Genomic DNA, 22496 nt, shown 5'->3' on the forward strand with positions numbered 1-22496 from the left:
AAGCCCCGTTTATCGGGGCTTTCGCGTATCTGGGAAATGGGAATGGCGGCGCTTCGATTTCCATGTGTCTGCGCGCGTGAATGCCGGACTGCATTCTTCGATATCCCCTGTGCTTCTTTACGGCTCAAAGACCATTTCTCTGCTGTAGCCGGGTTATCTATTGCCCGCTCAGCTTCCCCAGTGCTGGCCAGATGCAACATCGCCCAGCCTTTTTAGACCCAAGCTCCAGATCGGTAAACGCTGGTCAACTCTGCAGAGTGCGACGGATCGAGTCAGCCGAAGCGGCTGGATGATTGTGCTCTAGTGGCATTTTGGCTCGTTGTGCAGGCGTGACGATTAATCGAGCTGCCATCACGGTGAAAATGTGGAGAGCAAATATGGCGCCGCGTCTATGGCTACAAGTGCCAATTCTGTCTAAAAAAGTCGTTGACAAGAATTGTTATGCACACTCAGGTCTGGAAAGCTCCCTGCCCGACGTCTGCGCCGTTTCGTTTGTTAGGTAGATTTGTTTAAGTAACTGAATTAAAAGCCTTTTTTGGATATGGTTGAAAACTCGACGATCTGTACCAAAGCCACGTGAGCCGGGCGTTTGAGCAAGTCATCCATCATGTGTTCACAGACTTATCCACAGCTTTTGTGGATAACGCGCGCAGGGCAAGCGCGGCGGGGCTTTCACGGATTCGCTGAATAACTCAGATGTTTATGACAGTGATTCAATCGCAGGAAGTCACCTGTGGTTGCCTTGCAGCAGACACTGTTGCTGGCAGGGCAAATGGCTTCCGATATCGCTTTTCAAAGCGCGTCCCGCGCTTTACCTCGATAGACCCGCAGTACATCAGCCATCACCGAGAGGGCAATTTCAGCCGGTGTCTTGCTGCCGAGATCCAGTCCGATGGGCATATGGATGCGCTCGATTTGCTGTTCGTCGAGTCCACCCACGCGCTGCAACCGTTCGGCTCGCTTGGCGGAGGTCTGTTGCGACCCCATAGCGCCGATGTAGAACGCTGGAGTTCGTACCGCCTCCATCAGCGCGAGGTCATCAATGCGTGGATCGTGCGTCAGCGCGACCACGGCGGTGGCCTCGTGACACGCGCCAGAAGCAATAAACACGGAGGGCAACACCGGCTGCACTTCGATGCCTTCGATCAGCGTGCCCTGCATCTCGTCTCGGGGATCACAGGCAATCACTTCGCAACCAAGCGCCCGAGCGAAACTGGCGCACGCCTGTGCAACAGGCGATACACCTGCGAGCAGCAGCCGAAGCGCGGGGCCGATGCGGATATCGACTTGCTCACCCTCAAGGCGGGTCTGCTCACCACCTTGGTCAGGTAGCAGTTCAGCGGCGCCAGTCGTCAGGTCTACTCGTCGTAGCAGGCGCTGTTGGCCTTGCAGAGCTGCTTGTAGCATGAGCAAGTGAGTGCGCCATGTTTCGCTCGATGTGTGGTGCTCCACCAGCACCTGCAGGATGCCGCCGCACGGCAGCTGTAGGCGTCGCCGGTCATCATCGGTTTCGCCGTAGCGAACGATTTGGGCCGGCGCTTGTAATTCGCCTTGCGCCAGACAGGCGAGAAATTCCTCCTCGACGCAACCGCCGGACAATGAGCCAACGTGCGCACCGTCTGCCCGGGCAGCGAGGAGGGCGCCCGGCGCTCGTGGCGCCGATCCGTAGGTCGACAACACGGTACAAAACCATATGTCATGTCCTTCCGAGACCCATTTAAGCGCCTGATTGATCACCTGCAGATCAAGGTGTTGCATGTCTGTCTCCCCTGACAATTCGACGAGGCCGACCCGCCCGTTATGGATCGGACCCGTCCGAAGCGCGTTCTGCTGCATGGGGGCTTTGGGTTGTAAGGTGCTGGCAAAGCTTGGGGGGAGGGCGCGCCGGACGCTTGAGCGGTTTTATCTACTACTTCCGATATGATCCTATGCCCGACGCGTGCCGGTCGGTCTGCAAGGTAGCCATCTTCAGCGGCGATTTCAGATCGCGCTGATTGAACTGACGCTTGAGATGCAACCGTTCCAGACCATCTCGTAATGCTCGCTTTGAATGATCGAGGTCACCGGCTTTGGGGTCATCAATGCCCAGCAATGCTGACCCGATTTGCGTACGGAGTGGTAACGCAAGCCGGGCTTTTGACCTTTTCTGAGCAGTCGCCCGAGGCGATGGCCGCTCGAATAATCCTCAGGGTCGTAGAGCGGATCCGTCATTGGGATGGGCATCGCATCGAGCATCCCGGCTTCGCTGAAGCGGCACGACAAGCCGCGAAAAACAAAGCGCTCATAGCTCAGGCCAATCACCTTCGACCAGTAGCGGTCCTGGTGATGGCGAACTTCAGCAAGCGCTGTATCCATCGTGCTGGCCAGATAAAGCACGCCAAAGCTACCGTCGCTGAAACGCGACCCGGCCGGGTTTACATGGGTAAACGGAGCAGTGGCATATGAGCAGCCGGGTATGCCGAAGGGTATTTCAGCGCGCGCGATCAGCTCCAGACGGCCTGTCTCGTTTCGTAACCGTGGATTGGTCAGGGCTTGAAGCTGGTAGAGCGTTTCGAACTCGTCGGCATCGGCGACATCATCGAACAAGGCAATGGGTGGAAACTTCGAGTTAACCAGCCGATAGGCCTGTTGCTCGACATCAGCCAGTCTGGGCAGCTGACTCGGGCTTACCACTGAGCGCCTCGCAGGCTATCGATGCGTCGGAACGTTTCGTACAGAGAGACCATGTCACCCTGAGCCATGATTTCCAGCGGTGAGCGCCCATTGAAGAACTCGTTATGGTTGGCCATCGCTGGGAAGCCATACATATTCTCCGGGTTGTCGAAAACAAGCCGAAGTGCGGCATGAATGTTCAGAACGAAGCTGATGCGTTGCATCTGGTCCGGGTCGAGGCTGACCGACCAACTAGCATCGCCTGACCTGGCGCGATTATGGGTGCTCCGTGATATCCGAAGAATCGTGCACGCCTGGTCGGTGGTTGTCTGCCATTTTTCCAGAATGTTCACCGCAGCCCGTAGACCGGTTGCGCACTGGTCCTTCGTGAATGCTTGTGCTTGGAGAACTGCTGCCATAGTTAAGCTGCCTGGCTGTGTCTGTAGAATTAAAAGTAGCACATCATGTATCTACAGACAAAACTCGACGCTATCGGACTAAGTGGCAGCAAAAATTGCCGTCAGGCTTTTTTCATGGACCAGTACGCCGGCTTGAACAGGTCCCTTTCGCCGAGCAGCACCACGCCCAGCGCGAAAGCACAGAGCACCAGGCCTATATACAGGCACAGTTGCAGTAGCCCGTGCGGGGAAGGCAACCAATGCAGTGCGGTTGCGACCACGACGGCGGTAGCGAGCCAGCGCCCGAGCACGCCGGGAGCCAAGCCTGCAGGCGACGCACGATAGACGTACAGTCCCATGAAGAGCGCCTGGAGGGTCACGCCGCTGCTAAACGCAACGGCCAGACCTTCGGCACCATATGGTCCGTAGAGCAGCGCATCGAGGCCGATCGTAAAGGCAGAACTGACCAGCATGATCACCAGGAACAACCGTGATTGATGCTGCGCCAGGAGCGCACGTCCCCACAGCAGCGCCAAGCCCATCGCGGGCAGACCGAGTGCATACAGGACCACCAGCGAGGCCGTGGCGTCGGTTTGTGTTGCGCCGAACTGCCCCCGTTCCAATAGTACTGAGACCACCGGTCGCGGGAATGAACAGAGCACGACGGACGCCGGAACCAGAAATAGCAGTGTCGCCAGCAATCCTTTGCGAATAACGGCGCCATGGCCGCTGAGATCGCCATCGTTCCAGCTCGAGACGAAGCGGGGGAACAGCACCGAGAGCACGGACAAGGCGTAAAGCGTGAGCGGAATGGTGACGATGCGAAACGCAAACGACAGCATCGTGATACTGCCTTCCTCCAGGAAGGAGGCGAACATCCGCTCGGCAAGAATGCAGGCTTGTTGCGCCCCGGCCGCCAGCAGTACGGGTGCGAACGCGAGACCGAAGCCACCTGCATGCCCCTTTGTCTCGACTTTGCTGTCGCCGCGCAGGTATGCGATACGCCGATGCTGGACCAGGATCAGCGCCAGCTGAGGCAGCAGCATGCCAATGAAGATCACCATGCCGGTGGGTTGGAACAGCAGGATGCCGACGATCGCGCCAGCGTTGAGCAGCACCGTCCGGGTCATCGGCAGGATGAACACCTCATCCATGTTCAGCAGTGCACCCTGGCAATACAAAACCGCCTGAACGGCGACCAGTACCGCCCCTACGCAGAATACGATCTGGCCGGCGGCAACCTGAGCGTCCGTCCAGCCGGGCGCCAGCATGTTCAGAATCCAATAGCTTGCAATGATGGCGACGGCACTCACAGCTGCGCCCATGAGCATGACCCGCCAATAGAGCCAGCGGCTGACGGCTTCAAACAGGGCTTCGGATTGGCTGCGTAGCTTTTGCAGGTAAGGAATCATTGCATCGCGCAGGGCGAGGCCGAGAAAGTTCTCGAAGAACATCGGCAGGATCAGTGCGACAAATATCAGATCCGCTTCCCAGCTCAGTCCGAAAGACTTGGCGATAAACAGGTCGCGTAGAAAACCGAGTAGAAAGCTGGCAATTGTTAACGCCAGGATGACCAGTGATGCGTTCATTCCTTGATCCTGTGCAGGCCATTATCGGACGGCCTGAAAATAGCGGCATGCCTCATCGAATACGGGACGATTCCGCTGAGCCACATTGGTCAGCGTCCCGGCGAACGATACATAGACTGGATGGCTCAAGCATGGTTCCTGCGCCGGCATGGAGCGTTTTGCCATCGGTTCGGGTTGCTACAAAGCCTGATACGTAAAAATGCCGTAAATCCCCTTTGCGAGCGGAGCGCGACTGCTTATGGTTCACGCTCATTTTCAGGCGAACCCAGTTCATGTCCGAGGCAACTACTTCTTCTGCGGGCTCCATGCGGCGTTGGCTAATCATCGGCGGCGTGGTTGTTGTGATTGCGTTGCTGCTCTGGTGGCTATGGCCAAGCGCGGACGAGACGCCGCCACAGCAGGCGGGTGGGCGTCCGGCTTTCGGCGCATTTGGTGGCCCCACGCCCGTGCGGGTTGCCCCGGTGGAACGAGGTGAGTTCGAGGTATACGCCAAGGCGCTTGGCACCGTTACACCGTTGAATACCGTCAACGTGCGTAGCCGCGTGGCCGGTGAACTGGTGGAGATTCACTTCGAGGAGGGCCAGCGAGTCAAGGCCGGCGATCTGCTGGCCGTCATCGATCCCCGCGCTTATGAAGTGGCACTGCAGCAAGCCGAAGGCACCCTCCAGCAAAACCGCGCTTTGTTGCAGAATGCGCAGCTGGACCTCGACCGTTACCGTGGTCTGTTCGCCGACGACAGCATTGCCAAGCAGACGCTTGATACGCAGCAGGCACTGGTCAATCAATACAAGGGAACGCTTGCAGCCAACCAGGCCGCTGTCAACGAGGCCAAGTTGAACCTGCAGTTCACCAAAATTCGCGCGCCAATAGATGGCCGCGTCGGCCTGCGTCAGCTGGATCAGGGCAACCTTGTCGCGGCCAACGACACCACGCCGCTGGTAGTGATCACCCAGACCCAGCCCATCGCAATCACCTTTACGCTGCCCGAAAATGAGCTGCCGCCGGTCATCTCCCGGTTCCGCAGCGGTGAAGAGCTTTCAGTCCAGGCCTGGGACCGGGGCGAGCGCACCCTGTTAGGTGAAGGTGTACTGGAAAGTCTCGACAATCTGATCGATACCACCACTGGCACGCTGAAGATGAAGGCGCGCTTCGATAACGAGGCCGAGCTGTTGATACCCAACCAGTTCGTCAATGCTCGCCTGCGTGTGGAAACCTTGCCTGGTGCGGTTCTGATTCCTTCGGCAGCACTGCAGTTCGGCTCGCGCGGCAACTACGCGTATGTCGTTGGTGAGGACTCGAAGGTTGAGCTGCGGGTGCTCGAAGTCGGTCCGAGCAATGGCGACAGGACCGTCGTGGTGAACGGTTTGAACCCCGGCGAGCGAATCGTCATGGAGGGCACCGACCGCCTGCGTGACGGCAGCGAAGTCGAAGTGGTGGATCGTCAGAAACTTGCCGACGAAGCGGCTGCGACTCCGAAGGCCGATACTCAGAGCACCAAGGAGCGTCCGGCGCGATGAACATCTCGCGGCTGTTCGTCCTTCGGCCGGTGGCCACCACCCTGACGATGATCGCGATCCTACTGGCCGGGCTGATCGCCTACCGCATGCTGCCGGTGTCCGCCTTGCCCCAGGTGGATTATCCGACCATCCGGGTGATGACGCTGTACCCCGGCGCCAGCCCGGAGGTCATGACCAGCGCGGTGACTGCGCCGCTGGAACGGCAGTTCGGTCAGATGCCCGGCCTGACGCAGATGTCCTCCACCAGCTCTGGCGGCGCATCGGTGATCACCTTACGCTTCTCGCTGGACGTTGAGCTCGACGTTGCCGAGCAGGAAGTCCAGGCGGCTATCAACGCCGGAAGCAATCTGCTGCCCAATGATCTGCCGGCACCGCCGGTCTATAACAAGGTCAACCCGGCTGACACGCCGGTCATGACACTGGCGGTGACCTCGGAAAGTCTGGCCCTGCCGGAGCTGCACGACCTGGTCGATACCCGCATGGCGCAAAAATTGGCGCAAATAAGCGGCGTCGGTATGGTCAGCATCGCTGGCGGCCAGCGACCAGCAGTGCGTATACGGGTCAATCCGGAGGCGCTTGCGTCTTACGGCCTGTCGCTGGCTGACGTGCGCTCCCTGGTGACCAGCTCCAACGTCAATCAACCCAAGGGTAATTTCGATGGCCCGACCCGCGTGTCGATGCTCGATGCCAATGATCAGCTGAAAACGCCGGAGGAATACGCTGAGCTGATTCTGGCCTACGAGGGCGGCGCGACGCTGCGCTTGAAGGATGTCGCCGACATTATCGACGGGGCTGAGAATGAGCGCTTGGCCGCCTGGGCCAATGAAAGTCAGGCCGTGCTCTTGAACATCCAGCGCCAGCCCGGCGCCAACGTGATCGAGGTGGTCGAACGGATTCAGGCATTGCTGCCTGAGGTGACCGCCAGCATGCCGACCGGTCTCGATGTGGTGGTGCTGACTGATCGTACGCAGACCATCCGGGCTGCAATCACCGATGTGCAGCACGAACTGTTGATGGCGACCTTCCTGGTTGTCATGGTCACCTTTGTATTTCTCAAGCGCCTGTCGGCGACCATCATTCCTTCGATTGCAGTGCCGCTGTCGCTGATCGGCACTTTCGCGGTGATGCACCTTGCCGGTTTCTCGCTGAACAACCTGACCTTGATGGCGCTGACCATCGCGACGGGATTCGTTGTGGATGACGCCATCGTCATGCTCGAGAACATCGCACGCCACGTGGAGGAGGGTGAGACGCCGCTGCAGGCCGCACTGAAAGGTGCCAGACAGATCGGCTTCACGTTGATCTCACTGACCTTGTCGCTGATTGCCGTACTGATTCCGCTGCTGTTCATGCAGGACGTAGTGGGGCGGCTGTTCCGCGAGTTCGCCATCACCCTGGCTGTGGCAATCCTGATTTCACTGGTGGTCTCGCTGACGCTGACGCCAATGATGTGCGCCAAGCTGCTCAAGCCCGCAGCCGTTGAAAAGGGCAAGCCCGACTGGGTCGAGCGCCTTATCGGAGGTTATTCCCGCTGGCTGACCTGGGTGCTGGGTCACCAGACCCTGACGCTGCTGGTGGCGGTGGGCACGCTGGGTCTGACGGTGGTGTTGTATCTGGCGGTGCCGAAGGGCTTCTTTCCGGTGCAGGACACCGGTGTGATTCAAGGCATCAGCGAAGCGCCGCAGTCGATTTCCTTCCGCGCCATGAGCGAACGCCAGCAATCCTTGTCGCGCGTTATCCTGGCTGATCCGGCGGTGGCCAGCCTGTCGTCGTACATTGGCGTCGATGGCGACAACGTAACGCTCAACAGCGGGCGGATGCTGATCAACCTCAAGCCCCATGGCGAACGTGATGTCACCGCCAGCCAGGTGATTGATCGGCTGCGGCCTGAGCTGGCGAAACTACCGGGCATCGAGCTGTACATGCAGCCGGTGCAGGATCTGTCGATTGAGGACCGGGTCAGCCGCACGCAGTTTCAGTTCAGCCTGGAGTCACCCGATGGTGAGCTGTTGCAGGAGTGGACGCCACGCCTGGTGGCAGCGTTGCGTGAGCGCCCGGAGCTGACCGATGTGGCCAGCGACCTGCAGAGTGACGGGTTGCAGATCTTCCTGGATATCGACAGAGATGCCGCGGCCCGCTTGGGGATCGAAATATCGGCGATAACCGATGCGCTGTACGACGCCTTCGGCCAACGGCAGATTTCAACGATCTTCACCCAGGCCAGCCAGTACCGCGTTGTGCTCGAAGCAGAGGCAAACAACCGCCTTGGCGCGCAGGCGCTGGAGCAGCTGTACGTGCAGAGCGAGAGCGGAACCCCGGTTCGGCTGTCCAGCCTGGCAACGCTGCAACAACGTAGCGCACCCCTGCTGATCAATCACATTGGTCAGTTCCCGGCCGTCACGTTGTCGTTCAATCTGGCTGATGGCGTTTCGTTAGGTAAGGCGGTGGAAGTCATCGAAAGCGTCGAGGCACAGATCGATTTGCCGGCAGGAATCCAGAGCCGGTTCCAGGGCGCGGCTGAAGCCTTCCGCGCGTCTTTGTCGAGCACATTGCTGCTGATTTTGGCGGCAGTCGTGACCATGTACATCGTGCTCGGTGTGCTTTACGAGAGCTATATCCACCCGATCACCATTCTCTCGACGCTGCCGTCGGCTGCGGTCGGCGCCTTGCTGGCTTTGCTGCTGACGGGCAACGACCTGGGGCTGATTGCGATCATTGGGATCATCCTGCTGATCGGCATCGTCAAGAAAAACGCCATCATGATGATCGACTTCGCGCTGGAGGCCGAGCGCCACCAAGGCATGAGCCCGCAGGATGCGATCTACCGTGCGGCGTTGCTGCGTTTCAGGCCCATCCTGATGACGACCCTGGCGGCATTGTTCGGTGCGGTGCCGCTGATGCTGGCATCAGGCTCCGGTGCCGAGCTGCGCCAGCCGCTGGGCCTGGTACTGGTTGGCGGCCTGCTGCTCAGTCAGCTGCTGACGCTGTTCACCACGCCCGTGATCTACCTGTTCTTTGATCGACTGGGCAACCGGTTCGGCCGCAAGCAGCGGCCTGTGCAGGAAGTGCGTACATGACCCTGGCAGCAGAGCAGACTTCCCCGGTTGGCGGCGACCCGCAGCCATGAACCTCTCGGCCCCCTTCATCGCGCGCCCGGTCGCGACCATGTTGCTGAGCCTGGCGATCCTGCTGCTGGGCAGCGTCAGCTTTGGTCTCTTACCGGTTTCGCCACTGCCAAACATGGATTTTCCGGTGATCACCGTGCAGGCAAGCCTGCCCGGTGCCAGCCCCGAAATCATGGCTTCGAGCGTGGCGACGCCGCTGGAGCGCTCCCTCGGAAGCATCGCAGGCGTCAGCCAGATGAGCAGTCGCAGCAGCCAGGGGCAGACCCGCATCGTCATCCAGTTCGACCTGGAGCGGGATATCAACGGTGCCGCCCGCGATGTGCAGGCGGCGATCAATGCCTCGCGCAATCTGCTGCCCAGCGGGATGCGCAGCATGCCGAGCTACCGCAAAATCAACCCAGCCCAGGCACCGATCATGGTGTTGTCGCTGACGTCCGACGTGCTCGACAAGGGGCAGCTATACGACATCGGCTCGACGATTCTGGCGCAGAAGCTATCGCAGGTCCCTGGGGTTGGCGAGGTGCAGGTGGGAGGGAGTTCGCTGCCTGCCGTCCGGGTCGAGCTGCAACCACAGCAACTGGAACAGTACGGCGTTTCACTCGATGAGGTCCGCCAGACCATCGCCAACGCGAATGTTCGGCGACCCAAAGGGATGGTCGAAGACGACGACCGCCACTGGCAGGTGCAGGCCAGTGACCAGCTGCATGAAGCCGCAGATTACCTGCCGCTGATCATTCGCTATCAGGACGGCGCAGCACTTCGCCTGAGCGATGTCGCGAAGGTCAGGGACGGGGTGGAAGATCGTTACAACGACGGCTTCTTCAACAACGACCGCGCCGTGCTGCTGGTCATAAACCGCCAGGCCGGCGCCAACATCATCGAAACCATCGAGGGAATTCGTAACGAGCTGCCGGCTCTGCAGGCGATCGTGCCGGGCAGTGTCAACATGGCCGTCGCAATGGATCGCTCACCGGTGATCCGCGCCACCCTGCATGAGGCCGAGCGAACCTTGCTGATTGCTGTCGGGCTGGTGATCGTTCTTGTGTTCCAGTTCCTCGGCAAAGTGCGGACCGCGTTGATCCCGGCGCTGGCGGTGCCGGTATCGCTGGTTGGCACCTTTGCCGTGATGTACCTGTTCGGTTTTTCGCTCAACGTGCTATCGCTGATGGCCTTGATCCTCGCCGCTGGGCTGGTGGTCGATGACGCCATCGTGGTCCTGGAAAACATTGCACGACATATCGACCAGGGTGTGCCGCCGATGCGCGCCGCCTATATCGGCACCCGTGAGGTTGGCTTCACCTTGCTGTCGATGAACCTGTCGCTGGTGGTGGTATTCGTCTCGATTCTGTTCATGGGCGGCCTTGTCGAACGGCTTTTCCGAGAGTTCTCCATCACCCTGGCGGCCGCCATTCTGGTGTCGTTGCTGGTCTCGCTGACCCTGACACCCATGCTTTGCGCACGTTGGCTCAAACCCCACCAGCCTGAGCATGACGGGCGCCTGCATCGCTGGAGTCACAATGCCCACCAATGGCTGTTAGGCCATTACGACAGGTCTCTCGGCTGGGCGCTGCGCCATCATCGGATCACCCTGATTACGCTGCTGGCGACCATCGGGCTCAACGTTTTTCTGTACATCGAAGTTCCGAAAACCTTTCTGCCGCAGCAGGACACAGGCCAGCTGACCGGCTTTATTCGCGGCGACGACGGCTTGTCGTTTCAGGTCATGCAGCCAAAGATGGAAACCTACCGCAAGGCAGTACTGGCCGACCCAGCCGTGGAAAGCGTGGCGGGCTTTATCGGCGGGCAGGGCGGTATCAACAATGCGTTCATGATCGTCCGGCTAAAGCCATTGGATGAGCGCAAGATTTCTGCGCAGAAAGTGATTGAGCGTATTCGCAAGAACCAGCCAAAAGTGCCGGGTGGTCGGATGTTCCTGATGGCCGATCAGGATCTGCAATTTGGTGGCGGTCGGCAGAGCAGTTCAGCGTATTCCTACAACCTGTTGGCCAGCGATCTGGCTGATCTGCGCACCTGGGTGCCGCAAGTGACCCAGGCGCTCAAGGCTTTGCCGGAGCTCACCAGTATCGACGCCAACGAAGGCGAGGGCGCCCAGCAGATCAGCCTGAAGATCGACCGTGACGCGGCCAAGCGGCTTGGCATCGACATGAGCACGGTGACGACCTTGCTCAACAACGCCTTCAGCCAACGGCAGATATCCACCATTTACGAGTCGCTCAACCAGTACCGGGTTGTTATGGAAATCGACCCGAGCTATGCCCAGCACCCTGAAGTGTTGGAGCAGATCCAGGTGATCACCAGCGACGGCCGACGCGTGCCGCTCTCGGCCTTTGCCCGTTACGAGCGGAGTCTCGAGGAGGATCGGGTCAGCCATGATGGGCAATTCGCTGCCGAGAGCATCGATTTCGATCTGGCGCCCGGTGTCAGCCTGGATCAAGCGACGCGGGCTATCGAGCGCGCAGTGGCGGCGATAGGGCTGCCGAGCGAAGTCCAAGGGCGCCTGGGAGGCACGGGTGATGTCTTCAAGGCCGCTCAAGAAAGCCAGCCGTTCATGATTCTTGGAGCATTGCTGCTCGTCTACATCGTGCTCGGCGTGCTGTACGAGAGTTATATCCACCCGCTGACGATCCTTTCCACGCTGCCTTCTGCCGGGGTCGGCGCGTTGCTGGCAATTATCCTGACGGGCGAGCAGTTCAGTCTGATTTCCTTGCTTGGGCTGTTCCTGCTGATCGGGGTAGTAAAAAAGAACGCGATTCTGATGATCGATCTGGCGCTGCAGTTCGAACGTAACGAGCACCTGCCGCCGGATGAGTCGATTCGTCGGGCCTGCCTGTTGCGTTTTCGGCCGATCCTGATGACCACCATGGCGGCGATCCTCGGTGCGTTGCCATTGCTAATGGGCGGCGCCGAAGGTGCGGAAATGCGCCAGCCGCTGGGTCTGACGATTATCGGTGGCCTGATCCTCAGCCAGATCCTTACGCTCTACACCACGCCGGTGGTCTACCTGTATCTGGACCGCGCGCGGCATCGATTCAACAGCTGGCGCGGTGTCCGCACCGACGCCGCCCTGGAAAATCCGCTATGAGTCAGTTGTTTTCGAAGTACGCCCTACGCCAGCTGGCCCTTGTCGGCATGGCTTTCTCCCTAGGCGCTTGCACCTTGGGCCCTGACTACCAGCGCCCAGCGCTGCCAATGGCTGCTGAATTCAAGCAGGCCGAAGGTTGGAAGGTTGCCAACCCGGCAGATGTGCTGGAGCGCGGTGATTGGTGGCGGCTATACGGTGATGTGGCATTGGATGCCTTGGTTGGGCGCCTCAATGTCTCCAACCAGAATCTGGCGGCTGCTGAAGCGCAGTACCGCCAGGCGCGGGCACTGGTTATGGGGGCACGATCACAGCTGTTTCCTGCGGTAGGCAGCAGCGCTGGCGCAACACGTGCCGGGCAGGGCAGTTCGACCTCATCTACCGCATTGACTGGCAGCAGTTTCAGCGGCATCAGCGAGAGTTATAGCGTGGGGCTCGATGCGGCCTGGGAACTGGATATATGGGGTCGCCTGCGGCGCAATCTGGAAGCCAACCGAGCCAATATGCAGGCCACTGCAGCTGACGTGGCCGCTGTCCGCTTGAGCCTGCAGTCCGAGCTCGTCCAGACCTACCTTCGATTGCGCGTGATGGATGAACAGCAGCGTTTGCTGAATCAGACGGTCGAAGCCTTTGCTCGCTCGTTGAGGTTGACGGAAAACCAGTATCGCGCAGGCATCGTGCCGAAGTCCGATGTCACCCAGGCACTGACCCAACTCCGGAGTACCGAGGCTCAGGCCATCGACTTGCAGTGGCAGCGAGCTCAGATGGAGCACGCTATTGCGGTGCTGGTCGGGGTGCCGCCGGCAGAGCTGAACATTGCCGAACTCGACGAGATTCCGGAGCTGCCGGCAGTGCCGCTGGCACTGCCTTCGCAATTGCTTGAACGTCGCCCGGATATCGCGTCGGCCGAACGTCAGGTGATCGCGGCCAATGCACAGATCGGCGTGGCCGAAGCAGCTTGGTACCCGGACCTGACACTGAGCGCGAGCGGTGGCTATCGAAACAGCAGTTTTACTGACCTGATCAGCCTTCCCAACCGCTTCTGGTCGCTCGGTCCGCAGCTGGCAGTCACATTGCTTGATTTTGGTGGCCGTCGCGCTGACCTCGAAGCTGCCGAAGCCAACTATGACCTGACAGTGGCCAACTATCGCCAGACGGTGCTCGACAGCTTCCGTGAGGTCGAGGACAACCTGGTGCAACTGCGTGTTCTCGCGGCTGAGGCCGTGGTTCAGCGACAAGCGCTGGAGGCCGCGCAGGAATCGCTGCGCCTGATCCAGAACCAGTATCGCGCGGGCACCGTGGACTTCCTCAGCGTTGCCACCGTGCAAACCAGTGCGCTGAACAACGAGCGGACCTATCTGACGCTGCTGGGTGATCAGCTCGCCGCCAGCGTTCAACTGATCGCGGCGCTAGGCGGCGGATGGGAAGAAGCGCAGCTGGATTTCGAACCCGTACTGGAGGCGTCAGAGCGCTGACCAACGAACGCGTGAGTGCAAACCGCCTTCCGGCGAGCAGGCTGCACGCTGAGAGGTTAGTAGAAGGCTAAAGAACTTATGGACTCGCCGAGCGGCGTTGGCAAACCGCGGCGTTGCTGCCGCGGCTGGGAGGAAAGGCGGGAAGTAATCAGTTGCGCTGCTTGCGATTGACCGTTTGCGCCGCCTTGATGATGTCAGCGCCAATCACCGGTTCGAATTCTTGCCACACCGGTCGCATGGCTTCGCGCCAGGCTTCGCGTTGTTCAGGCGTCAGTTCGATGATCTCCGAGGTGCCCGCTTTGCGGATCCGCTCACGGTCGGCCTGGTTGGCTTCTTCCGCGGCACGGTTCACCTCGAAGGTGACCTCGTCGATGATGCCTTCCAGCTCGGTACGCAGCTGATGCGGTATGCCAAACCAGAACCGCGTATTGCTCACCAGCATGTAGTCGAGCACGCCATGATTGGATTCGGTGATGTAGGGCTGCACGGTGTGCATCTTCTTGCTGTAGATGTTCGACCAGGGATTTTCTGCCCCTTGGACGGTGCCGTTCTGCAACGAGGTGTAGACCTCGGCAAACGGAATCTTCTTGGTGGCTGCGCCTACCTGGGAGAATTGCGATTCCAGAACGGCTGAGGGTTGGATACGGAACGCCAGCCCCATGGCATCGCTCGGCTGCAACAGCGCCTTCGTTGCCGATAGCTGCTTCATTCCGTTGTGCCAGTAAGCCAGGCCAGTGATGTTTTCCTTTTCCATCGAGCGCAGCAATTGGCGGCCCTTGGCGCGCTTCTGGAACCGGTTGACGGCCTCCAGGTCGTCGAACAGGAATGGCAGGTCGAACACTTGCACCTGCTTGGTGTACTTCTCGAACTTCGCTAACGACGGCGCCAGCAGCTGCACCTCGTCGTTGGCCAATGCTTCAAGCTCGTTGGCATCACCGAACAGTGTCGAGTTGGGATAAACCTCGACGGTCACCTGGCCGGGTAGACGCTCTTCAACCAGTTTCTTGAACAGCAGGGCACCCTTGCCTTTCGGGGTGTCTTCAGCGACGACGTGCGAGAACTTGATGACGATCGGCTCAGCTTCGACCGCGGTTGCGGTCAACGCCAGCACCAGGCCAGCGAGGGTGATGATCGGCTTGATCATGAAAAGGCTCTTTATTTTTGGTGGGTTGGCATGACATCCGGGAGACGGATGTGATTGAGCTTCAATGAAGCGTTATGCCAAATAAGCCGCACCGTAAAAAGGGCTTTCTCACAGAATTCATAATTGAGGGAGCGGGAGTTGCAACAGGTCACACTTTGGCCGCTGAGAGCGACTGCTCTGCGCCGCCATTCAGCGGCGCAGAGAGACTTCCCGTCAGTTGCTGGCGAGCTGCCAACCGCCGCCAAGTGCCTTGTAGAGGCCCACGACGCCGCGATAGACCTCGACTTCGGCCTGCGCCTGCGCATCCTCCGCCGCCAGACGCTCGCGCTCGGCATCCAGTAGCACCAGAAAGTCCACCGTGCCTTCCCGGTAGCGGATTGCCGCTTGCTCCGCTGCCGCGCGACTGGCGCCGGACTGCCGCAGCAGTGCGAGCAGTCGCTCCTGGGCGCGCGCATAGTCGCTGAACGCGTTTTCCGATTCCTCCAGCGCCAGCAGGACCTGCTGCTCATAACTGGCCAACGCACCTTCGGCGTCTGCTTCTGCACCGCGCAGCCTGGCGCGAACGCTGCCCATGTCGAACGCAGCCCAGCTGATGCTCGGCGTTACACCCCAGGCCTGCGCCGCGCTTGAACCGATCTGCGAACCGCGTCCAGCGATGAAACCCAGAAAACCGCTCAGGCTTACCCGCGGAAACAGATCAGCCGTCGCTACGCCCACGTTGGCAGTGGCCGCTGCCAGCTGCCGTTCGGCTGCGAGAATGTCCGGTCGCCGACGTAGCAGTTCGGTGGGGTCACCAATCGGCAGAGCCTTGGCAATGGCAGGCAAATCGCGCGGCGTCAGGTCGACGCTGAGTTTGTCGGCGCGCTGGCCGAGCAGGGTCGCGATGCGATTGGTTGCCCGGGTCTGCTGTGCCTGCAGTTGCGGCAAGCTGGCCTGGGTCGCTGCTAGCCGAGCGTCGGCGCGCAGCACATCAAGCTCGCTACCCACGCCCGCGTCGCGCAATTGCTCAGTCAGACGGTGCGAATTGCGCTGGTTCTCGAGGTTTTCCCTAGCAATTTGTTCACGCAGTTGCGCCCCGCGAAGCTGGCCATAGGCATTGACCAGTTCGGCAATCAGGCTGACCTGTAGTTGATACTGCTCGGCTTCCGCGGCTTCGCTCTGTGCCTCGCTGGCTTCGATGCGCCGCTGAACTCGGCCGAACAGGTCGAGTTCCCAGGCCATGTCCAGCCCAAGATCGTAGCGCTCGATGCTGCTGCGCTCCTCGCCGAATCCCGGCTGCTGAGCCTCGCCATATTCGGCGCTGGCCCCTGCGGTTACGGTAGGGAAGCGATCATTGGTCACGTCATCGCGAATGGAACGAGCGGCGCGGAGCCGGGCGAATGCGATGCGCAGTTCGCGGTTCTCGGACAATGCTTCACCCACCAGAGCATCCAGCGTCGGGTCATCGAACTGGCGCCACCAGGCCGCTTGAAAACGCGACTGATCGAAGCCAGTCGCCGCAGCCCGTTCGATGTGCGCCCGAGCGACATCTGGCGCGCGGTAGTCCGGCCCCACTGCGCAGGCACTCAACGCAAGAGCGGCGGCAAGCAGTAGTGGAGTGGTAATAACAGCCTTCATGCGTGCACCTCCTTCACTACTGCTTTTTTCTCCGCGCGCCGTTCGACGAAGGCGCGAATGACCAGGTAGAACACCGGCGTCAGCAACAGCCCGAAAAAGGTCACGCCAAGCATGCCGCTGAACACTGCAACACCCATGGCATGACGCATCTCGGCGCCTGCTCCCGAAGAGAGCACCAACGGCACCACACCCATGATGAACGCGAAGCTGGTCATCAGGATCGGGCGCAGCCGTAGGCGGCAGGCCTCAAGCACAGCGGATAGGCGATCCATGCCTTCTTCCTGTTTGTCCTTGGCGAACTCGACGATCAGGATCGCGTTTTTGCACGCCAGGCCGACGAGCACGATCAGGCCGATCTGGGTAAACACATTGTTGTCGCCGCCCGACAAGATCACCCCGGTGATGGCCGAGAGCAGTGTCATAGGTACGATCAGGATCACCGCCAATGGCAAGCTCCAGCTCTCGTACTGCGCCGCCAATACCAGGAAGGCCAGCAGCACGCAGAGCGGGAAGACGAACATTGCAGTGTTCCCCGCGAGGATCTGCTGATAGGTCAGCTCGGTCCATTCGAAGCTCATGCCGTTCGGCAGCTCGGCTTGCAGCAGCCGTTCCATGGCCGCTTCGGCCTGGCCAGAGCTGTAGCCAGGAGCGGCTGCGCCGTTTATTTCAGCGGTCAGGAAGCCGTTGTAGTGCATCACCCGATCCGGGCCGGAACTGTCGCTGACCTTGACGAAGGTCGACAGCGGGACCATCTCGCCACGGTTGTTGCGCACCTTCAGCTGGCCGATCTGGTCGGGCGTCAGGCGAAACTTCTGCTCGGCCTGGACGTTGACCTGATAGGTGCGACCAAAACGGTTGAAGTCATTGGCATACAGCGAGCCAAGGTAGACCTGCATGGTGTCGAAGATCTGATCGATAGCCACCCCGTGGGTCTTGGCTTTTTCCCGGTCGATGTCGGCATCGATCTGCGGCACGTTGACCTGATAGCTGGTAAACAGCCCGGCCAGTTCGGGATAGTCCGCGCTCTTGGCGATGACGTTCTGCACCTGTTTGTACAGCTCTTCGTAGCCAAGATTGCCGCGGTCCTGCACCTGCACACGGAAGCCGCCGATGGTGCCCAAGCCTTGTACCGGTGGCGGCGGGAAGATCGCGATAAAGGCGTCCTGAATTTGCGCGAACTGGCTGTTCAGATCAGCCGCGATGGCGTTGGCGGACAGCGAAGGATCACTGCGCTCATCAAAGGGCTTGAGCGGGGTGAAGACGATGCCGCTGTTCGGGCTGTTGGTGAATCCGTTGATCGACAGGCCAGGGAAGGCCACGGTGTTCTCGACACCGGGATGCTCGGCAGCGATCTGTGACATGCGTTTGATGACGTCTTCAGTGCGATCCAGCGTGGCGGCATCCGGCAGTTGCGCAAAGGCCACCAGGTACTGCTTGTCCTGCGGCGGCACGAAACCGGTCGGTGTGCTGGCGAAGCCCATATAGCCGAGTCCGACCAGGCCGAGATAAACCACCAGGGCGATGCCGCTGCCACGCAGAATGCGTTTAACCGCACCGACGTAGCCGTGGCTGGCGCGTTCGAATACCCGGTTGAAGGGGGCGAACAGCCAGCCGCCGAACAGCTTGTCCAGCAGGCGTGAGAAGCCGTCTTTTGGCGCGTCATGGCTGCGCAGCAACGCGGCCGCTAACGCTGGCGACAGGGTCAGGGAGTTGAAGGCCGAGATCACCGTGGAGATCGCAATGGTCAGGGCAAACTGTTGATAGAACTGCCCGGTAAGGCCCGAGATGAAGGCAGTCGGGATGAACACCGCGCAGAGCACCAGCGCCGTGGCGATGATCGGCCCGGTCACTTCCTTCATCGCCTGCTTGGTGGCTTCCACCGGCGACTTGCCGAGGCCGATATTCCGCTCGACGTTCTCCACCACCACGATGGCGTCATCCACCACGATGCCGATTGCCAGCACCAGGCCGAACAGTGACAGCGCATTGAGTGAGAAACCCAGCATGTGCATCACGGCAAAAGTGCCGATGAGTGAGACCGGTACGGCGGCCAGCGGGATGATCGACGCGCGCCAGGTCTGCAAGAACAGAATCACGACCAGCACCACAAGCACAATCGCTTCAAGCAGGGTATGCACCACCGCCTCGATGGAACCGCGCACGAAGATGGTTGGGTCGTAGACGATTTCGTAGTCCACGCCTTCAGGGAAGTCCTTCTTCAGCTCGGCCATGCGAGCACGCACTGAGTCGGAGATTTCGATTGCGTTCGAGCCAGGGCGCTGGAAAACCGGGATGGCCACGGCGGGCTGGTTGTTGAGCAAGGAACGCAGTGCGTATTGGCTGGAACCCAGTTCGATACGCGCGACGTCCCGCAGGCGGGTGATCGAACCGTCTTCGCCGGCGCGAATGATGATGTTCTCGAACTCTTCTTCGCTGACCAGCCGGCCCTGTGTGTTGATCGACAGTTGGAAGTCCGTCGCGCCCGGCGCGGGTGGCGCACCCAGCGAACCCGCAGCGACCTGACGGTTCTGCTCGCGGATCGCGTTAACCACGTCGGTTGCGGTGAGGTTGCGCGAGGCGACTTTGTTCGGATCGAGCCAGACGCGCAGCGAATAATCACCCATGCCGAACAGCTGCACATCGCCAATTCCGTCCAGCCGCGCCAGCTCGTCCTTGACGTTGAGCGCCGCATAGTTGGACAGATAGAGCATGTCGTAGCGCTCGTCTGGCGATGTCAGGTGCACCACCATCGTCAGGTCCGGCGAGGCCTTGTCCACCGTCACGCCAAGGCGCTGCACTTCGGTCGGCAACGTCGGCTGGGTACGCGTGACGCGGTTCTGCACCTGCACCTGGGCGTTATCCAGATCGGTTCCCAACGCAAACGTGATGGTCAGGGTCAGCTTGCCGTCAGCGGTTGCCTGGGACGACATGTAGAGCATGCCCTCGACACCGGTGATGGCCTGTTCGAGGGGGGACGCGACGGTTTCGCCGATCACTTTCGGGTTGGCGCCTGGGAAGCTGGCGCGCACCACCACAGTCGGTGGCACGACTTCGGGATATTCGCTGATCGGCAGCTGGAACAGCGATATGGCGCCACCGATCAGGATGATCAGTGATAGCACCGCGGCGAAGATCGGCCGCTGGATAAAGAACTGGGAGAAATTCATGACGCACTCCGGGGGAGAGGGCACGCGCGACGTGCCCTGACGGAATCGGTTTTGTTTGAGTTGGCGCCTAGGCGCCGGTCAGTGGGACGTGCTGAACGTCAACTGCTCGGCCCTCGCGCCAGGGGCCGGTCGACCACCTGCGGGTTCATCGCTGCCGATATGGCACGGCTCTGTTCTTTCAGCGCGGCGAGGGTGTCCGCATCTGCCATCGGTACGTCCTCTGGCTGTACGGCATTACCGGGTCGCACGCGCTGCAGGCCGTTGACGACGATGGTTTCACCTTCCTCCAGACCGCTACGAACGATGCGCAGGCCCTCCAGCTTCGGACCCAGCTCGATGGCGCGATAGTTGACAGTGTCGTCTTCCCCGAGGACCAGGACGAACTTCTTCCCAAGATCGGTTCCGACCGCGACATCCTTGATCAGGACGGCGTCGTAGGTGGCGCTACCGACCAGCTTCAGGCGGGCGTAGAGACCGGGAGTGAAGCGCCCGCCACGGTTATCGAACACGGCGCGTCCGCGAATGGTGCCGGTGCGTGGGTCGACCTGATTGTCGATGAAGTCCATGTGCCCCAGATGAGGGTGTCCTTCCTCGCTGGAGAGCCCGAGGTACACCGGTGTCTCGTCGCCACGCTCACCGTCACGGGCGAGTTCGCGATACTTCAGGTAGGTGCGTTCGTCCGCCTCGAAGTAGGCATAGACCTTGTCGGTGGAGACCAGCGTCGTCAGCAAGGCTTCGCCAGCATTGACCAGGTTGCCCGCTGTAATCAGCGCACGACCTACGCGGCCATCGATGGGGGCGGTGACGCGGGTGAACCCGAGATCCAGCTTGGCGGCATCGAGCTGAGCCTGGATGGCGGCGACAGCGGACTTCGCTTCGCTGGCGGCGCTGGCTCGCGCGTCAGCCAGTTCGGCGGAAATGGCATTGTTGGCGCGCAGTCGCTCACCGCGCTCGGCTTCGCTTGCGGTCCGGCGCTCAGTGGCGCGAGCCTGTTGCAACTCGGCCTGCAAGCGTTTGACCTGCGCTTCGAACGGGCGCGGGTCGATCTGAAACAGCAGATCGCCTTTCTTCACCAGCGAGCCTTCTTCGAACGCGACCTTGTCGATGAAGCCCGACACGCGTGGACGAATATCGACCGATTCGGGCGCTTCCAGGCGGCCGGTGAGCTCGTCCCATTCGGTCACCTTCTGTTCGATGACCTCGGCAACACTGACGGCGGGGGCCGGCATGGCCGCTTCGGTGGCTTCGGGCGCTTTACCGCATGCGCCTACAAGGGCGGCAGCAACCGCAACCAATGGGTAACGCAAAGCTTTGAGTGAACGATCCATGCTTGACTCCGCAACTCGGGTTTTTATCGATGGCGGGAGTGTGGGGGCTGGCCTTTGCAAGCAGAAATCGAACGAGGCGAATGTAAATATCATCCGCGATGATGTTGCAGCATTTGTCATTGATGGCGCCGACAGCAAAACCGCGGCTGAGCTTCAGACTACCCAGCGACACCAAGCACTAGCCGCAAGGGCACACAAGGAGCAGTGGAGAGGAAAGGGGCGATCGGTTGCAGCTACAGGGGGAATCGGCGCCCGAGCGGCAACCGATGCTAAACGTTATCGCGACCCGGGTTGGTTCAGAGACTGTCTGGATCGCCAACGAACATCTGGATGCGCGAGCGCAGCCAGCGCTCGGCGGGATCGTTGTCCTGAGCGCCGCGCCAGGCCATGGACAGCTCGAAGTCCTGGCTGGTCTCGAATGGCAGCGGCTCGGCCCGCACGCCACCGTTGGCGGCAAGCGCCGCAGCGGCATAGTCCGGCATGGTCGCGACCAGGTCGGTTCCGGCCAGCAGGCTCGCCAACCCGTTGAACTGCGGCACCGCCAGCACGACCTTTCGCTTGCAGCCGTGCAGCGCCAACTCGTCATCGATATAGCCGTTCAGGTCGCCAGCAAAGGAAACCATGGCGTGCGGGCGCGAGCAGTAGTCTTCCATCGTCATACGGCCAGGGATGCTGTCAGCACGCAGCAACATGGGTTTCGGCCTGCGCAATACCTTGCGCTTGGCGTTGGCCGGCAGTTCCTCGGTGTAGCAGACCCCCACCGAGATCTCGCCCGAGGCAAGCAGGCCCGGCATCAACAGGTAATTGGCACGACGCACTACCAGCACCACGCCCGGCGCTTCGGCACGGACGCGCCTGAGCAATTGCGGCAGCAGGGCAAATTCCACCTCATCGGTCAGGCCGATGCGAAACACCAGTTCGCTGGTGGCCGGGTTGAAGTCCGAGGCGCGGCTGACGGCCGTGGAGATCGAATCCAGCGCTGGCGACAGCAACCCGGCGATCTCTTGCGCGCGTGCGGTGGGCTCCATGCTGCGCCCGGTGCGCACGAACAGCGGGTCGTCAAACAACGTACGCAGGCGAGCCAGGGCGGCACTGATGGCGGGCTGCCCAAGAAACAGCTTTTCAGCGGCGCGAGTCACGCTGCGCTCATGCATCAGCGTTTCGAAGACGATAAGCAGGTTCAGATCCACGCGGCGAAGGTCGTTGCGGTTCATGCCATTCACTTCAAGCTGTGGTCAGACAAAGGCGCGGCTGACCTTCTGGAGGGTTGCGGTTGCATTCTAGACAGATCGGAGTGACGCCGGCATGTCCATTTCAGCTTTGGAATTACACAAACCTGCAGTCTGTGGCGCAGGTTTACATACAGCTCATCATCATTCCCACG

At 60.6% G+C, this 22496-nt stretch carries 12 protein-coding genes and 1 pseudogene; 4 read left to right on the top strand and 9 right to left on the bottom strand.

Annotated elements, in window-relative coordinates; translation table 11 throughout:
• Positions 1–792: 792 nt before the first annotated feature.
• The 4 genes from ALTERO38_RS06225 to ALTERO38_RS06240 form a co-directional block, all read right to left on the bottom strand.
• Positions 793–1758 carry an XdhC family protein gene (locus tag ALTERO38_RS06225; RefSeq protein ID WP_159967678.1) on the bottom strand — a complete coding sequence of 322 codons (966 nt, stop codon included), beginning with the start codon at positions 1756–1758 and terminating at the stop codon, positions 793–795.
• 222 nt (positions 1759–1980) lie between these two features.
• Complete coding sequence (locus tag ALTERO38_RS06230; protein ID WP_159967679.1) at positions 1981–2673, bottom strand: RES family NAD+ phosphorylase; 693 nt, start codon at positions 2671–2673, stop codon at positions 1981–1983.
• Positions 2667–3071 (bottom strand): antitoxin Xre-like helix-turn-helix domain-containing protein, encoded by a 405-nt coding sequence (locus tag ALTERO38_RS06235; protein ID WP_159967680.1) that lies wholly within the window; start codon positions 3069–3071, stop codon positions 2667–2669. Before ALTERO38_RS06235 ends, ALTERO38_RS06230 begins: the two co-directional genes overlap by 7 nt.
• 101 nt (positions 3072–3172) lie before the next feature.
• The gene (locus ALTERO38_RS06240; RefSeq protein WP_159967681.1) at positions 3173–4639 is read right to left on the bottom strand and encodes a lipid II flippase MurJ; all 1467 of its coding nucleotides are present in this window, start codon (positions 4637–4639) and stop codon (positions 3173–3175) included.
• Between the two features lie 272 nt (positions 4640–4911).
• Between ALTERO38_RS06240 and ALTERO38_RS06245 the strand changes: the two genes are divergently transcribed.
• Genes ALTERO38_RS06245 through ALTERO38_RS06260 form a run of 4 tightly spaced genes read left to right on the top strand, consistent with a single transcriptional unit; the run spans position 4912 to position 13856 of the window.
• Positions 4912–6156 (top strand): MdtA/MuxA family multidrug efflux RND transporter periplasmic adaptor subunit, encoded by a 1245-nt coding sequence (locus tag ALTERO38_RS06245; RefSeq protein ID WP_159967682.1) that lies wholly within the window; start codon positions 4912–4914, stop codon positions 6154–6156.
• Positions 6153–9233: an MdtB/MuxB family multidrug efflux RND transporter permease subunit gene (locus tag ALTERO38_RS06250; protein ID WP_159967683.1), complete on the top strand. Its 3081-nt coding sequence runs from the start codon at positions 6153–6155 to the stop codon at positions 9231–9233. The genes ALTERO38_RS06245 and ALTERO38_RS06250 overlap by 4 nt, the downstream gene beginning before the upstream one ends.
• 46 nt (positions 9234–9279) lie before the next feature.
• A complete protein-coding gene (locus tag ALTERO38_RS06255) occupies positions 9280–12384 on the top strand; it encodes an efflux RND transporter permease subunit (protein ID WP_159967684.1) in 3105 nt (1034 codons plus the stop codon).
• The gene (locus ALTERO38_RS06260; protein WP_159967685.1) at positions 12381–13856 is read left to right on the top strand and encodes an efflux transporter outer membrane subunit; all 1476 of its coding nucleotides are present in this window, start codon (positions 12381–12383) and stop codon (positions 13854–13856) included. The genes ALTERO38_RS06255 and ALTERO38_RS06260 overlap by 4 nt, the downstream gene beginning before the upstream one ends.
• 148 nt (positions 13857–14004) lie before the next feature.
• Here ALTERO38_RS06260 and ALTERO38_RS06265 read toward each other — a convergent pair whose 3' ends face one another.
• The 5 genes and pseudogenes from ALTERO38_RS06265 to ALTERO38_RS06285 form a co-directional block, all read right to left on the bottom strand.
• A complete protein-coding gene (locus ALTERO38_RS06265; RefSeq protein WP_102835505.1) occupies positions 14005–14997 on the bottom strand; it encodes a TRAP transporter substrate-binding protein in 993 nt (330 codons plus the stop codon).
• Between the two features lie 216 nt (positions 14998–15213).
• Complete coding sequence (locus ALTERO38_RS06270; protein ID WP_159967686.1) at positions 15214–16617, bottom strand: efflux transporter outer membrane subunit; 1404 nt, start codon at positions 16615–16617, stop codon at positions 15214–15216.
• On the bottom strand, positions 16614–19784 hold the full coding sequence (locus ALTERO38_RS06275) for an efflux RND transporter permease subunit (RefSeq protein WP_159967687.1): 3171 nt from the start codon (positions 19782–19784) through the stop codon (positions 16614–16616). Before ALTERO38_RS06275 ends, ALTERO38_RS06270 begins: the two co-directional genes overlap by 4 nt.
• A 98-nt stretch (positions 19785–19882) precedes the next feature.
• Positions 19883–21112 (bottom strand): multidrug efflux RND transporter periplasmic adaptor subunit MexE, encoded by a 1230-nt coding sequence (mexE, locus tag ALTERO38_RS06280; protein ID WP_159967688.1) that lies wholly within the window; start codon positions 21110–21112, stop codon positions 19883–19885.
• A 296-nt stretch (positions 21113–21408) separates the two neighbouring features.
• Positions 21409–22333, bottom strand: a pseudogene (locus ALTERO38_RS06285) (LysR family transcriptional regulator); the annotation flags it as partial.
• Positions 22334–22496 lie beyond the last annotated feature (163 nt).

The sequence above is a fragment of the Pseudomonas sp. 9Ag genome (assembly GCF_902506445.1).
Taxonomy (GTDB): Bacteria; Pseudomonadota; Gammaproteobacteria; order Pseudomonadales; family Pseudomonadaceae; genus Stutzerimonas; species Stutzerimonas stutzeri_AB.

What these genes read in the sequence shown, in the direction of transcription:
- ALTERO38_RS06225 (WP_159967678.1), bottom strand. Translation starts at nt 1,758, where the DNA reads ATGCAACACCTTGATCTGCAGGTGATCAATCAGGCGCTTAAATGGGTC.
- ALTERO38_RS06235 (WP_159967680.1), bottom strand. Translation starts at nt 3,071, where the DNA reads ATGGCAGCAGTTCTCCAAGCACAAGCATTCACGAAGGACCAGTGCGCA.
- ALTERO38_RS06240 (WP_159967681.1), bottom strand. Translation starts at nt 4,639, where the DNA reads ATGAACGCATCACTGGTCATCCTGGCGTTAACAATTGCCAGCTTTCTA.
- ALTERO38_RS06245 (WP_159967682.1), top strand. Translation starts at nt 4,912, where the DNA reads ATGTCCGAGGCAACTACTTCTTCTGCGGGCTCCATGCGGCGTTGGCTA.
- ALTERO38_RS06250 (WP_159967683.1), top strand. Translation starts at nt 6,153, where the DNA reads ATGAACATCTCGCGGCTGTTCGTCCTTCGGCCGGTGGCCACCACCCTG.
- ALTERO38_RS06255 (WP_159967684.1), top strand. Translation starts at nt 9,280, where the DNA reads ATGAACCTCTCGGCCCCCTTCATCGCGCGCCCGGTCGCGACCATGTTG.
- ALTERO38_RS06260 (WP_159967685.1), top strand. Translation starts at nt 12,381, where the DNA reads ATGAGTCAGTTGTTTTCGAAGTACGCCCTACGCCAGCTGGCCCTTGTC.
- ALTERO38_RS06270 (WP_159967686.1), bottom strand. Translation starts at nt 16,617, where the DNA reads ATGAAGGCTGTTATTACCACTCCACTACTGCTTGCCGCCGCTCTTGCG.
- ALTERO38_RS06275 (WP_159967687.1), bottom strand. Translation starts at nt 19,784, where the DNA reads ATGAATTTCTCCCAGTTCTTTATCCAGCGGCCGATCTTCGCCGCGGTG.
- mexE (WP_159967688.1), bottom strand. Translation starts at nt 21,112, where the DNA reads ATGGATCGTTCACTCAAAGCTTTGCGTTACCCATTGGTTGCGGTTGCT.